This window comes from Pseudomonas sp. GW821-FHT01E05 (genome assembly GCF_059422425.1).
The window spans coordinates 371,260-386,694 of record NZ_JBWKWW010000007.1 but is presented as its reverse complement, the minus strand read 5'-3'; the positions used below and the strand labels follow the sequence as shown (position 1 = coordinate 386,694).

The 15,435-nt window shown below is 63.8% G+C and carries 4 protein-coding genes; 1 reads left to right on the top strand and 3 read right to left on the bottom strand.

Annotation, left to right across the window (positions count from 1 at the left end; all coding sequences use genetic code 11):
* Positions 1-38 precede the first annotated feature (38 nt).
* Positions 39-785, top strand: a complete 747-nt coding sequence (gene fhuF / locus AC07W5_RS18170) for a siderophore-iron reductase FhuF (RefSeq protein WP_495010860.1) — start codon at positions 39-41, stop codon at positions 783-785.
* On the opposite strand, the gene AC07W5_RS18165 is transcribed toward fhuF, so the two are convergent.
* From AC07W5_RS18165 to AC07W5_RS18155, 3 genes are read right to left on the bottom strand one after another with little or no spacing between them, the layout of a single operon-like run.
* A complete protein-coding gene (locus AC07W5_RS18165; protein ID WP_494994863.1) occupies positions 776-2,419 on the bottom strand; it encodes a cyclic peptide export ABC transporter in 1,644 nt (547 codons plus the stop codon). The genes fhuF and AC07W5_RS18165 overlap by 10 nt on opposite strands.
* Entirely contained in the window at positions 2,416-6,243 is a 3,828-nt protein-coding gene (locus AC07W5_RS18160) for a non-ribosomal peptide synthetase (protein WP_495024004.1), read from the bottom strand. Before AC07W5_RS18160 ends, AC07W5_RS18165 begins: the two co-directional genes overlap by 4 nt.
* A gap of 58 nt (positions 6,244-6,301) precedes the next feature.
* Entirely contained in the window at positions 6,302-15,403 is a 9,102-nt protein-coding gene (locus AC07W5_RS18155; protein ID WP_495024003.1) for an amino acid adenylation domain-containing protein, read from the bottom strand.
* Positions 15,404-15,435: the final 32 nt, after the last annotated feature.

Below are 15,435 nucleotides of genomic sequence, written 5' to 3'. Positions count from 1 at the left end.
GGTAGGTTAACAGTTCTCAAACTCAGTTACGAAGCCTCATGACGTCTCTTCAAGCCACCGCCCGAATGCTCGACGAAGCCCTGCTCGATCAGTTGTTTCGTTTCGAAGGCGCCTTTCTGCGCAGCACCTGCCGATTGAGCAGCCACGTTGAAGGTCGTGGGTTGATTGAGTTTCGCGATCCGCAAACCTGCACTGAATTGTTGGGCCTTTACGCCCACTACTATCCCGCTGCGCCTCGGGCCGCGCTGGTGTCGCAGTGGTCGATGGATTTGATCTGCGTGACGCTGGCCTTGCCGTTGGCCGCCGCTGCGCAAAATCTGCGTTGTAGCGTGCGTGATCCCCATGTGGCGCTGGAAAACGGCATGCCCGTGGCTCAGGTGTTTGCCGCCGGCGAAGTACTGCCGTTGAACGACCCGTTGGGCTTCGCGCAACAACTGCTGACTGACGACATGGCGCCTCTCGTGCAGGCACTGGCCAGCGCCGGGCGGGTAGCCCAGCGCTTGCTGTGGAACAACGTGGCGGCCGCCATCGATGTCGCGCTCGATTACTTCCAGATGCCGCACGCGCCGCAATGGCGCGATCATCTGTTCCGGGAGCGGCACTGGGCCGATGGCACGCGCAATCCGCTGTACGGCTTCCTGCAACTGGCCCCCGGCCCGAGCGGCGTCCCGTTGCTGATGCGCAAGGTGTGCTGCTTGCACCACCAACTCGGTGATGCGCGCCCGTACTGCGACAACTGTCCGCTGGTGCCGGGCGCTGGCATCACAGCGCCTCATCAGGCATAAGCCGCGTGGGCTTCGACCTGGGTCAGACGGCCGTTCTCGACTTTCAGTACCCGGTCGGCCTGTTGGAAATAAGCGTCGTCGTGGGTGATCACGATCACGGTTTTGCCCCGGGCCTTTAGTTCCGGCAACAGCTCCATATAGAACACGCGCTTGAAGGTCGGATCCTGGTCGGCGGCCCATTCATCGAACAGATAAAACGGCTTGTCGTCCAGATAGGCCGATACCAGCGCCAGTCGCTTGCGTTGACCCGTGGACAGCTCCACGGTAGAAAAGCGGTCGTCGACGATGCTGACTTTATGCCCCAGCCCCAGGGCTTTCACATAGCGGGTAGCCTCGGCGGTGCGGTGTTCGGCGTCCGGGCCGTCGTCGCCCAGCAGATGTTCGAACAGGTGGAAGTCGGCGAACACGGCGGCAAAGTGCTGACGGTATTGCTCGCGGTTGTCGTCGTCCACTTCCACGCCGTTCAGCATTACACAGCCGGTTTCCGGTGCATAAAGCCCAAGCATCAGCATTGACAGCGTGGTCTTGCCACTGCCGTTGCCACCCACCACAAACACCAGTTCACCCTGTTCAAGCGCCAGGTCCACCGGCCCGAGCATGAAGGGATGATCCTCGTGTTCGCCGGGATAGCGGTGGCATACACCGTTGAGCAACAGGCGCATCGGACCTTCACTGGCGAATACGTTACCGACCGGCGCGGCCACCTGGGCTTCGGTGCTCAACTCGGCATCCAGTTGGCGAATGCGGTTCAGCGCGATACTGGCCTGACGCAACGATGGCAGGGCGATCATCAGGTCGGATATCGGCCGCACCAGATACAGCAACGTCACGGTGAAACTGGTCAGCACGGTGATCGGTTGCGGCAGCCAGAACGGCACGACAAACAGCAGCACGCCAAGGTTGAGGTAGAACAGCAGCGTGCCGAGGTTGGCCACCACCGAATACCCGGCCATGCCGCGCAGGAACCGCACGCGAAACTCATCGGCGCCCGGACGGATGACCCGCTCGACGAAGGCTTCGCCACGGGCGTTGTTCAGCTGCAATTCCTTGCTGCCTTCGATCAGGCTGCGAAAGTGCTGGTAGAGCACATCCTTTTGTTGCCGCACCCGTTCCAGATGGCTCAGCGGCCCGCGTTCGGCCAAGTGAAACGCCACCAGACCGACCAGCAAAAACAACGCCAGAATCGCCAGCAACGACCACGACAGCCAGGCCAGATAGGCAAAGCACGCGAGGGTCACCACAGCGTTGACGAACAGCAGCGGCACCCACTCGAACGCCGCCGTAAAGGTGTGCACGTCTTCGGTGAGGATCACCAGCAAACGGTGTTTGCCCATGCCTTGCAGGCGTTTGAGCGGGGTGGCGAGTAGCTTGCGTGACAAGTCGATGCGCATCTGGAAAATCGCGCTTTGGGTCAGGTGCAGCAGCGACAACTCCGAGCAAAGTTTGCTCACCAGCATGCCGGCACACAGCCCGAAAAAACCCAGGGCCAGTTCCGGCAATTGCTGCGGGTTGGCCAGCCCGCGGTTGATCAGGATCACCAGCCCCGCGCTGGCCAGACCGCCCAGTGCGCCGGTGATCGAGGCCAGTGCCAGCAGGCGTGCCGATTGGCGGTAGAGATAAAGAATCAGGTTCATGCGACGGTTTCCGTCGAGGCCACGGCCAGCGACTTGTTGAGTTGTTCATGGAAGGCGGATTGCCCGAGGATCGTGTCGTGATCGGCGGCGACCTGATGATGACAGGTTCGTTGGCTGATCGCGTCCCACTGCGCCGGCAGGGTCGGGCGCTCAACGAGGGTCTGTTCGGCCCACCACAGATGCAGGGTGGCACGCACGGTGGGCACTGAATAGCCGTTGACCCAACGGCGCGCGTCGGCCATCACCTTCAAGGTTTTCTCGACGTACGCCAGCGGTGCATTGAGGCTCAGGCTGTTGGCGCTCGACCATTGCAGCAGAGCGAAACGCAATTGATCCACGCGACCCAGCTCAGCAGTGGCTGTGCGCAGTTCCGTCAAACGTTCCGGGGCGAGTGCGGTCAGTCGTTGGCGACCGTCGCTGCTCAGCTCTTGTTGCACGATGGTGTATAGCGCATCCCACGCCAGCGATTCGTCCTCGGCGTGGAAGGTGCTATCGAACAATCCCAACCACTCAACCGTTTGCCCTTGCGCCTCCAGTTGCCGGGTCAGTTCCAGCGCGAGCAATCCGCCCATGGACCAACCGCCCAGGCGATACGGACCCTGAGCCTGAATCTGGCGGATCTGTGGCACGTATTCGCTGGCCAATGCAACGAGGTCCTGGTTGCGCAGCGATTCGGGCAGCGCAATGCCATACACCGGCCTGTCCTTCGGCAATCCGGCGACCATCGGCACATAGTGATGAACCCCGCCCGCAGGCTGGTGCAGGCAAAACAGCGCTGGCTGTCCTGCTTCGCCGGCCTGCAAGGTAATGACCGTCGTATGGTCGTCGGGCTGGGTAATCTGTCCGGCAAGCCCGATCAACGTCGGGTGCTGGAAGATCACGTTGACCGGCACTTCAATGCCGAGCGTGGCGCGCAACCTGGCGGTCATGCGCACCACCAGCAACGAATGGCCGCCGAGGGCGAAAAAGTCGTCGTGGCGACCGATCACTTCGGCCTCCAGCAGCTCTTGCCACACCGCCGCGAGCACCTGTTCGACATGTCCTTCGGGCGCTGCGTAAGCCGCGAGGCTGCGGTTTGGCGCACGGGCCAGCAAGGCACGAGGGTCGACCTTGCCATTGGCGGTGCGCGGCAGTTGCGCCAGCCACTGAATGTCGGCGGGAATCATGTGCGCCGGCAACAGCGCCGCCAGGGATTCGCGCACGGCACTGGCCTGAAGTTGAGTGGTCGATTCGATGAAAGCACGCAAGCTCGGCTCGGCCTGGGTGGTGTCCAGCAACACCACCGCCAGTTTGGCGCTGCTGACGTTGCACAGCGCGGTTTCGATTTCGCCCAGCTCGATACGGTAACCGCGCAGTTTGATCTGCGAGTCGGTGCGCCCGAGGAACCGCAGTTGTCCGTCCAGATCCTGCCAGGCGAAATCGCCGCTGCGATACAGACGCTGACCGTCGAGGGATGGATGACTGGCCCGGATGAATTTCTCGGCGGTCATCTGCGGCAGGCCCAGATAACCTTCGGACAAGCCCGGTCCGGCAATGTGGATTTCACCCTTGATCCCTCGGGTCACAGGGGCGCCGTCGCTGTCGAGCAAGTACACCCGAGTGTGGGCAATGGCGCGGCCGATGGGCACAGTCGCCGCGTCTTGATCGGGCTGGCAGAGCGCGACGGTACTCCACACCGACGCCTCCGTCGGACCGTATTCGTTGTACAGCTGTGCACCGGGTTGGCGGCGATAGTGGCTGTCGACCAGCGCTGGTGGGCAGCTTTCTCCGGCGACGATCATAGTGTTCAGCGGACTCGGGGCATCGCCCAATTCGTCCAGTATCAACGCGTACAACGAAGGCAGGGCCAGCAGGTGCGACACGCCGTGGCTGCGGATCAATCGGGCCAGTTGTAGCGGGTCTTTCTGTTCGGTTTCGCTGGCCAGGTGCAGGCAACCGCCCTGGGCCAGGCTCCAGAACAGCCCGGCGATGGAGCTGTCGAAGGCGAACGACGACAGCAGCAGGAAGCGTTCCACCGGATGCGGATACCCCGCCAGTCGCGCCGCCAAAGAGTGTAGGGCGTTGGCATGGCTGATGATCACGCCCTTGGGTTGGCCAGTACTGCCAGAGGTGTAAATCAGGTAGGCCGGCTGGTCCCGCGAGACTGTCGGCTCGTCCCGTAACGGCACTGTCGGCATCGCTTGATCAATCGCCAGTGCGCTCGGTTGCCAGTCTGCCGGCAGGTCTTGCACACGGGAGTGGTGGGTCAGCACCAGGCGTGCCTGGCTGTCGCGCAGAATATGCTCGATACGCTCGGCGGGATACGCCGGATCGATCGGCACATAACAGGCACCGGCGCGCAGAATCGCCACCAGCGCCACCACCGCACCGATATCGCGCGGCAGGAAGTGTGCGATCCGCGCTCCGGGTTCCAGGCCTTGGGCGAGCAGTTGCTGGGTGAGGGCGCTGACGCGCTGATCCAGCTCGGCGTAGCTCAAGGTGCCGCTCGGCCCGGTGACTGCCGGGCGTTGGGCGTTAGCGGCCGAGCCCTGAGCGAAGCAGGCGGCCAGGTTGGGCAGGGCGAAGGTGGCGGCATAAAGTTGTTCTTGCGCCGGGCTGAGGGGCGGCGAAGTGGCCAGTGCGCCGGTCACGCGTTGTTGCTCGGCCGCGCTGCAGGTCGACAGCCGGCTCAGGCTGGCGGACGGTTCACGCAGGCTGTGCTCGATCACGCTCAGCAATTGCTCGGCGAGGAGCTCGACATGGGCTGGCGTGTAGAGCGCAGCGTCAAAATGCAGCGATAAAGCATTGGATGAACGCGGCTGATACTGCAACAGCAGCGCACAACCGGCGCTGACGCTGTCGGCCTGTTCGATCTGCCAACCGGCATCATTCAGGGCGCTGTGCGGCACGACCGCGAGTTCGCGAAAACCCACGCCGGACAGCGACGGTACGTTGCTCAAGTGGCTCGGGTAGCTGTCCCGGGCATCATTGAGCAGGCCGACGCGCTCGGTCAGTTGCTGGCACGACGCGGCAAACGATAGCTCGGGTGCGGTGTCGAGTGTCAGCGGCAACGGTTCGGAAAAAAGGCCGAGGGCATCGCCCAACACTTCCGGGCGCGCCTGGTTCTCATAGGCCAGCGTCAGGCGCTCGGCTTCGCTATAGCGCTGCCACAAGGTTAACCAAGCGGCGAGCACGACCGTCCCTGCACTGACGCCGAGACTGGCCGCCTGCTGATCGAGGCGATGCAGGCTCGAGTCGTCGAGACTCAGTTGCAAACGGCCAGGGTTGATCAGCCCGGTGGGCGCCGAGTTTTGGCGCTGCCAAGGCAACGGCACGTCTGCGACCACCGCGTTGAACTGCTCATCCCAGAACTGCCGGCCCTGATCGTCCACCGACTCCAGACGCCAGGCAGCATAGTCGGCGTATTGCAGCGGCGGCTCTTGAGGCGCTGCTTGCAAATAGCCCCGCGCCCATTCTTCGCTGAGGTAGCCCAGGCTGGTGCTGTCCAGATGCAAGGCCGGCAGGTGCAAGGTCGCTGACTGGGTGTCCACGTGCAGTTCGATGCCCAGCGCCAGCCAATCATCAATCGAATCGTCGATCACCTGCATTGGCAACGACAGGCCCGGCAGTTGTTGATAACGGGTACGCAGAATTTCGTGGCGCTGCATCAACGCCAGCAAACTGGTTTTCAGCCGTGAGCTGTCCAGTGGTTGTTCGCTGCGAATGCGCAGCGTGGCCCGCTGCGCTGACGGAGCCAGACGAGTTTGTTGCAGGCGCCACAGGTGCGCCTGTTGCGGCGACAGTTCGAAGCCTTCGAATGGCGTGTCTTCGTGAGTCTGAGTCATGCTGAGACCTGTACAAAAAAGTGGGACATGAGTGCTAGGGTCGACGGGCCGAAGGCAATCATTGTTCGGCATCCTTCACGACACTGCGGCGACGGGCCTGGCCCAGGGTGCTCTGACGCGCGCTGCCGGCTTCACGCAGCGCGGCTTGAGCCTGATCGCGGCGGGTCTGTTGCAGTTGATTGAGAGGCAGCAGCAACTGGGCGACGCTGGTGTCGGCGTTCAGGACGAGTTGCTCCAGCAGGCAGACGAACAGGCTGTCGAGCAGTTCGATATAGGCACTGGCGTAACGCCCGGTGTCGTAGTCGTACACCACCAGCAGGCCTTCGCCGTCATCCACGACGTTGATCAGCAGGTCCACATCCGAGGCCTGAGGTTCCAGTTCTCGCTCGCTGATCGCCAGCCCCGGCAGATGCAGGTCCTGCTGACGGGTGTTCTGTACCACCAGTTTGACCTGGAAGAACGGCGTGTGACGTGCGTCCCGCTGCGGCAGCAAATCGGCCACCAGGGCGTCGAACGGCAAGTCCTGATGGGCAAAGGCATCCAGTGCGACGCGGCGGGCATCTCGGAGCAACTCATCGAACGTCTGCTGCGGCGTGACGCGGCAACGCAGAACCAACTGGTTGACGAAGAAGCCGACCATGTCTTCGGTTTGTTGCTGATGACGGTTGGCGATGTCGGTGCCCACCAGCAGGTCTTCGCGCCCGGTTTGCTGATGCAGCAACACGTTCAGCGCACTGTGCAGCACCATGAATGGCGAAGCCTCGCGAGCCGTGGCCAACTCGCCGATGGCCCGGGCCAGCGACGCCGGCAGGCGACTGCGATGACGCGCGCACCCGCCGTGGTCGCGGGGCTGGGCGCCCGGCAACAACAGTGGCGCCGGGGTGGCTTGCAACTGCTGGCGCCAGTAGGCCAGTTGTTGCTGCCAGACCGGACCCGGCAGGTGCGTGCGTTGCCACACGGCGAAGTCGGCGTATTGCAGGGCCGGGGTGGCTATGCAAGGAGCGGCAGTGCCGAAACCGATGTAGTCCGTGGCCAGTTGGTCCACCAGTTGTGCAATCGACCAGGCGTCCACCGCAATGTGGTGCATGGCGATGGCCAGCACATGAGTCTGCGCGTCCAGTTTCAGCAACCGCGCCCGAATCAATGGCGCCTGCGTCAGGTCGAACGGTTGGCCGAAGACCTCGGCCAATTGCGCCTGGATGGCCGGCTCCTGTTCGTGCGCCAGGACATGTTGCAGGTCGGTGACCGGCAAGGCAAACGCCTGCGCCACTTCGATCCGCTGCCACGGTTCGCCATGATCGCTGTGCACGGTGCTGCGCAACACTTCATGGCGGGCGATCAGTTGTTCGAACGCCAGGCGCAAGGCTTCGACATTCGGCGCCCCGGTCAAGGTCAGAGCGAACGGAATGTTGAAACCGCTGGAGCCAGGGTTCAGTTGCTCAAGGAACCACAACCGCTGTTGGGCAAACGACAACGGCAGCGGTTGCGAACGGTCTGCCACGGTGATCGCCGGCAGGGCCGAAGGCGCCCCCTGCAAGCGAGCGCTGTCGATGGCGCGTGCGAGGTTTTCCAGCACCGGGTGATCGAACACCGCACGCAACGGCAGGTCCACGGCGAGCTGGCTGCGAATCCGCGAGACCACCAGCGTCGCCAGTAGCGAGTGTCCGCCGAGGGCGAAGAAATTGTCGTCGGCACCAATCGCCGACACGTTGAGAATCTGTGCCCAGATTGCACCCAGTTGCTGCTCGGTGTCGCTGCTCAGCAGTCGTTGTTCGCTCAGGTCGCTACTGTCCAGCGCACGTGCGGTCAGTAGTTTGCGGTCGACCTTGCCGTTGGCGTTCTGCGGCAGTGCTTCCAGTTTTTGCCAATGCGCCGGCACCATGTACGACGGCAGACGTTGGGCCAGCCATTCGCGCAGCACCGCCACCGGCGTGTCGTCGCCGGTCCAGTACGCGACCAGTTGCAAGTCGCCTCGAAGGTCGGCATTGACGATTACCACTACCGCTTGCACGGCAGGATGACGACCGAGGTGATCTTCGATTTCACCCAGTTCGATCCGGTGGCCACGGATTTTCACCTGCTGATCGCGGCGACCGAGGAACTCGATCACCCCGTCCGCACGCCAGCGTCCCAGGTCACCGGTGCGGTAGAAACGCGCACCGGGTTCAAACGGATGCGCGACAAACGCGGCTCGGGTTTTCTGCGGATCGTTGAGATAGCCGCGACCGACGCCGACACCGCCGACGCAGATTTCCCCCGGTACACCCACTGGCACGGGCCGCAACGCGGCGTCCACCAGGTACAGATGATTGTTGGCGGTCGGCCGGCCAATCGGCATGGCAGTGCCGCCTTCTTCAGGCACAGAAGTCAGCGGGTGGAACGCCACGTCATCCGAGCATTCCGCCGGGCCATAGGCATTCATCAGCGGCACATGGGCAAAGCGGCTCAGCCAGGCCTGGGCCAGCGCCGGTGGCAGGGCTTCGCCGGTCGGCAGCAACCAGCGCAGCGCCAACAGTTGCGTGTCGGTGCGGGCGAGGTCGAGCAGGGCGCGGATCATCGTCGGCACGGCTTCGAGCACCGACAGTTGTTGGTTCTCCAGCGCTTGCAGCAGGCGTTCGGGGTCGTGGGCAATCACGTCCGGCAGGATGTGCACGGTGGCGCCGAGGATCGGTGCGGCGAGGAACTGCCAGACCGAAATGTCGAATGCCGGGGAGGCGGTCTGGGCAATCCGGTCCGCGCTCGACAGGCCCAGCGTCGGCACTTTGCCGAAGATGTTGTTGAGCATGCCCCGTTGTTCGACCATGGCACCTTTCGGCGTGCCGGTGGAGCCTGAGGTGAAGATCACATAGGCCAGATCATCAGGGCTGCCCGCCACGTTGAGTGGCGTTGCATCGCCCGCCAGCCACAGGGCTTCGGTGCGCAGGCGACTCGGGGTCGCGGAGCTGGTGGCCAGTGCCGGGTCGATAACCGAGTCGGCACTTTCGCTGGTCATCAGAATCTTCGCGCCGGACAGTTCGAGGATTTCACTCAGACGCTGTGGCGGATGCTTGATGTCCAGCGGCAGATAAGCCGCGCCAGCCTTGAGCACGGCGATCATCATGCTCAGCAATGGCAACCCGCGTTCGGCGGCCAAGGCCACCAGCGTGTCACGACCGGCGCCGGTTTCGATCAGCGCACGAGCGAGGCGATTCGAGCGCTGATCCAGCTCGGCGTAACTCAGGCTGTCGGCACCACACACGGCAGCAATGCGCTGCGGATGCTCCGCCACTTGCCGGGCGAACAGCTCGGCGTAGGTTTGATCCAGCGGGAAGTCGAGTTCACTGCGGTTCCAGTCCACCAGCAGTGTCTGGCGTTCTTCCGGCGTCAGCAGCGACAGCGTTGCCAGTGGCGCGTCAGGCTGCGCAACCATTTGCGTCAGCAACTGACGCAGGTGGCCGAGCATGCGTTGCACGGTATCGGTGTCAAAACGTGCGGCGTCGTAGGTCAGGCGAATGCCCAGGCGATCGCCGGGGTAGAGCACCACGGTCATCGGGTAGTTGGTGTGCACGCGGTCTTCGTAGATGTCGACGTTGAAGTCGACCTGGCGGTCCGACAGGCCGGCGTCGAACGGCGCGTTTTCGAACACCACCAGGCTGTCGAACAGCGAGCGACCGTGCTCGATTTCACTCCAGCGCTGGATGTCCACCAGCGGCGCATGTTCGTAGGCGCGCAACTCGAAGTTGTACGCGAACAGCGCTTGTAGCCACGGCACCACGGTTTGCGAATCGTCGACCTTGACCCGCAACGGCAGGCTGTTGATGAACAACCCGACGATGTCTTCCACTCCCGGCAACTCCGTCGGACGTCCCGACACCGTGACGCCGAACAGCACGTCGTCGCTGCCGCTGTAACGGGACAACAGCAAGGCCCAGGCGCCCTGAATCCAGGTGTTGGGCGTGAGCTGGTGCTGTTGGCACAACGCGGTCAATGCACGGGTGTCGGCAATCGACAGGGTGACGTCCAGGTTGGCCACCGCTTCGACCGCTTGCTCGGTCACGGCCGGACGATCCACCACCAACGGCGTCGGTGCGCTGAAACCGGCCAGTTCGCGGGTCCAGAATTGTTCAGTGATGGACGTATCCTGGCATTGCAACCAATGGATGTAGTTGCTGAACGGCGGCAGCAACGGACGCGCCACAGGCTGGCCCAATACGCGTGCCTGGTAGTGGGCGAACAGGTCAGCCATCAGCAGACCGAAGCACCAGGCGTCAGTCAGGATGTGATGAAAGCTGCGCACGATCAGGAACTCCTGATCGGCCACCTGGAATACCCGAAGGAAGGTCAGCGGCGGGCGGCGCATGTCGAAACCGTGCCGGCATTCGGCGTCCAGCACGGCATCCAGTTGGCGCTGGCGGGTCGCTTCGTCGAGGTGACGCCAGTCGTACCAGGCGAATGCCGGGTCGGTGTCGTGGTAGACACATTGCAGCGCAGCCTTGCCATCCTGCCACCAGAAACCGGTGCGCAGCATCGGGTGCCGGGCCAGTTGCCGGGCCCAGGCGTATTCGATGGCGCTGCGGTCCAGTTCGCCGTCCCAGCGATAACGTTGCTGCATCAGGTAAATGCCGCTGTTGGGGCGCAGCAGCGTGTGCAGCAACATGCCTTCCTGCATCGGCGACAGGGGCAGCAGGTCGTCGATGCCAGCCCAGTCGAAGTTCGCGCCCATGGCCGTGAGATCGTGGCCGGCGGCGCGGCACAACGGGAACGCGTGGGCACCCGGGATGGCTTGCTCGGCGTCGGCAGCGAGCAGGGCCAGCCGCTGCTCCAGCGCCTCGGCCCAGTGTTCGGCGCCTGGGCCACGGCAGTCGATTTGCAGTTGACCGTGTTGCAGGCTGACGGACAGGGTCAGCCCGGTGGCATCGATTGGCGCGCTGGTGGCGATAACCTCGCCCAACGGCCCTTCAGGGGCCTGCCATTCGCCGGCCATGACAATATGCACGGTTGGCTGCGGCAGGCTCAGCAGCGGTTCGCGCAAGTAGTCGTTGTCGGCCAGGTAACGCAGCACGCCGTAGTCGTCACCGGTGTGTGGGGCGGCGGCCAGTTGCGCGTCGATCTGGCCAAGTAACTGCGCGGCACTGCCGGTGGGTGTCACGCTCAGACGCAGGGGAACGGCGTGGCTCAGCACGCCAATCACTGTGGCCGGGTTGAAGTCGGTGCGGCTCAAGGGACTGGTGAGCGGCAAACGGGCACGCTCGCAACGACCGCGATCCAGGGTCAGCCAGACGTCTTGTTCGGCACTTTGCTGCGCCAATTCTGCAGCGACGGCGGTGGCCACCAGCGATGCCCACGGTGCGTGACTGCGGCGTTGCAGCAGTTTCAGACGAGCGCTCAGTGGCGCCGAGATCTGCACGCGGCTTTCAGTCGCCACGTTGTCCTGCGTGGTTGATGGCAGGGTTTCACCGGCGTATTGCAGCCAGTATTCCCAGGCCGATTCCAGACCGTCTTCATCGCGGGCGCAGCGGTTTTGGTGTTCGGCCCATTCATCCAGATTACCGCCGTGACGCGGCAATTCGATTGCACGATCGTATTGCGCTTGAGCCACGGCCAGCGCCAGGTCGGTCATCAGCAAAGCCCAGGAACTGGCATCCAGACGCAGGGGGTGGGTAACCAACAGCACGGCGTCGCCCTGCGCCGACAGGCAGGCGTGGCAGCCTTCGCCTGCCACGTGATCCAGCGTGGCCAGGGTGGCTTCGGCCAGCTCGGCCAGTGCGTTCGAGTCATCAACGTTCAGTGGCTGACAACTGGCGCTGACCGGTTTCGGCATGCTCGGCAGGCTTTGCGCCCAGCGGCCGTCCGCCTCTTGGGTCAGTCCCAGTTGCAGCGCACGGTGTTGCTGTTGCAGGGCCAATATCGCGCGGTCCAGCACCTCCAGGCTGATCGGCGCATTCAACGCCACACAGCGCCAGTCTGCCGCTAACTGGCCGGCTTCGAGGCGGGCGTGTTGGCCCGCGGTCAGCGGAACATTGCGTGCAACACTGCTGGTGTCCCGGCTGTAGTTCGCGCCTTGACTGATCACCGCAGAAATCTCGGCAATGGTGCGGTTTTCGAACAACTGCTTGGGCGTCAGCTTCATGCCGCGCTGGTGGGCGCGCGCGATGATTTGCAGGTTTAGAATCGAATCGCCGCCCAAGGTAAAAAAGTTGTCATGAATGCCGACGCGCTCGACCCGCAACACATCCTGCCAGATCTCGGCGAAAGCGATTTCCACCGCATCGCGCGGGGCTTCGTAGGTGTCCTGGCTGGTCGGGGCATCGGGCAATGGCAGGCGGGCGATGTCCGCTTTGCCATTGGCGTTCAGCGGGATCGCATCCAGCGCGATGAAGTCCGCCGGCACCATGTAATCCGGTACGCGCAGGGCCAGGTCATAACGCAGTTTTTCGGTGGACATCGAGGTGCTGGCCACCAGCCAGGCGATCAGCCGCGGTGTCTCGTTGGCCGGTTGCACAACACGGACCAGCACTTGCTGAATGTTGCTCGACAGGCGTTTGATTTGCGCTTCGACTTCGCCCAGCTCAATGCGGTAGCCACGCAGTTTGATCTGGTTGTCGACGCGCCCGAGGAACGCCAGTTCACCGGATTCCAGCCAACGCACTCGGTCGCCGGTACGGTAGGCGCGGGGCAGGTCGGCAACGGTCGTGAAGCGAGCGGCGGTTTGCGCCGGATCGCCCAGATAGTCCATGGCCAGGCCTTCGCCGCCGACCCACAGTTCACCTGGCACACCGACCGGCACGACGTGACCGTGGCTGTCGAGTACCCGCAGTTGGCGGTTCGGCTGCGGATGGCCCAGCGGTTGTACGCCGGCCAGTGGCTGGTCGATGCGCGACAGGCAAATGCCCACGGCGCTTTCGGTCGGGCCGTAGTGGTTGTAGACCGCCAGTTGCGGACTAAGCCCTCGGATCGCGTCGAGCAACGTGCCTTGCAGCGCTTCGCCACCGAGCAACAAAGCGCGACGTGGCAGCAAGTTTGCGTCGGGGTGAGCGGCGAGCAAACCGTGCAAGTGGTTGGGCGTGAGCTTGACCAGATCCGGTGTGAACTCGGCAAAACACTGTGCCAGGGCGTTCGGGTCGGCGCGGGTGTCGTCGTCCACCAGCAACAGGCTGCCACCGCTGACCAGCGCACCGAACAACTGGGTGTAACCGAGGTCCGCCGCCAGGGTCGAGAGCAGCGCGTGGCGCCACGGTTGTTCCGCCTCGGCGCAACCCAACTCGGCGAGAATGCCCGTGATATAGGCGACGATGGCGCGGTGGGACAGGCGTACGCCTTTGGGCGTACCGGTGGAGCCGGAGGTGTAAATCACATAGGCGCAGGCCTGTTGATCCACTGCGGGCAGGTCGATGCCGGTGGCGCGGGCCGAGGCGTCGATCACTTGCGCCGTGCCGGTGTCGAAGGCCGGCGAGCCGATGATGAAGTCCACGTCGGCACTGGCCATCAGCGCACTCAGGCGCGAGGCTGGTTGGCCCAGGTCCAGCGGCAGGAAGCAAGCGCCGGCCTGCATCACCGCCAGCAGTGAGACCACTGTGTCGTTGCAGCGGGGCAGGGCCAGCGCTACGCGATCACCCTGTTGCAGGCCGCGCTGGCGCAAGGCGCTGGCCAGTCCGCTCGAGGCTTCAAGCAGTTCGCCGTAGCTCAAGACGCCATGGGTGTCGCGGACGGCTTCACGTTCGGGATGGCGGCGAGCCTGGGCGGCGATCAGTTCGTGCAGCGGAGCATCAGGCAATTCGAGGGGCGCGCCGTTGCCCCAGGTGCGAGTCAGGCTCAGTTCCTGCGCCTGGCACAGCGGCACCTCGGCCAGCGGTCGATTGGCGTCGCGGCTCAGTTCTTCGAGCAGCACCACCAATTGCTCCAGCAGGCGGGCACCGGCAGCATCGGACAAGCGTTTGCGCTGATGCACCAGATGCAGCTGCAAGCTGTCGCCTTCCATCGATGCGATCAGTGACATCGGATAGTTGTTGCGCCCGCCGGTGTGGCGCGAAGGCGCGGTGTGGTCGGCGTCCGGCAGTCCGACGAGGCCATCGTCGATCTGATCCAGCTCCCGGGGGAACGGGAAGTTTTCAAACACCATGATCGCTTCGAACAACTCGCCACCGGGCGGCAGCGCGGTCAACGCCCGCAGACTGGCCAGCGGTGTGTGTTCGTGCTCGCGCATTTCGGCGTTCCAGTCCTGGATGCCCGCCAGCCATTGGCCAACGGTCGGCGCATCGTCCCAGCGCACCCGTAATGGCAAGGTGTTGATGAACAGACCGACCATGCGCTCGACGCCGCTCAGCCGCTGCGGACGCCCGGCCACGGTGACGCCGATCAAGGCCTCGTCGCTACCGTTGTGGCGGCCCAGCAGGTAAGCGTAAGCCGCTTGCAGCAGGGTGTTGACGGTCAGGTTGTTGTCGCGGGCGAAGCCGCTCAGGCGTGCAGTCGTTGCCGCATCCAGCACACGCAGATGTTCGGTGCAGGGCAGGTGCGCCTCCACCGGGTCGGCGAGCAGGCCGCGCGGGTCGGACTCGGGCACGCGGGTGGTGTTGGCGAAGTCCGCCAGGCGGCCGCGCCAGAACTCATCGGCGGATGGGCGTTCGCTGAGGTAGGCCACGTAATCCTGGAACGGGCGAACCGTTTCCAGCGCCGCGTGCTGCCCTCGACGTGCCGCGCGATACAGGTCGCGCCAGTCCGCCAGCAGCGAGCCGACGCTCCAGCCGTCGAGCAGCAAGTGATGGTGGGTCCACAACAACGACCAGTGGGCCTGGCCGTTTTGATCGTCCAGCCGCGCCAGGGTCAAACGCATCAGCGGAGCGGCACCCAGCTCGAAGGCCTGAGCGTGATCTTCCGCCGCCAGGGCTGCCAGCCCTGGCGGGTTGCCGCGCAAATCGACTTCGCGCAGCGGCAGATCGACTTCCTTGAGGATGACTTGATAGGCGTCGTCCAGCTCTTCCCAGAGAAACGCTGTGCGCAATACCGCGTGGCGTTGCATCAGGGCCAGCCAGGCCTGACGGAAAGCGTTGAGGTCGAGGTCACCGGCCAGGGCGATGTTCATCTGCTGGTAGTAGACCCGGGACTCGGGAGCATAGGCCTCGTGGTACAGCAGACCTTTTTGCAGCGGCGTCAGCGAATAGATGTTTTCGATTTGGTCATGCATGGCAGCAGTGTTCAATCCAGAAAAACGTAGAG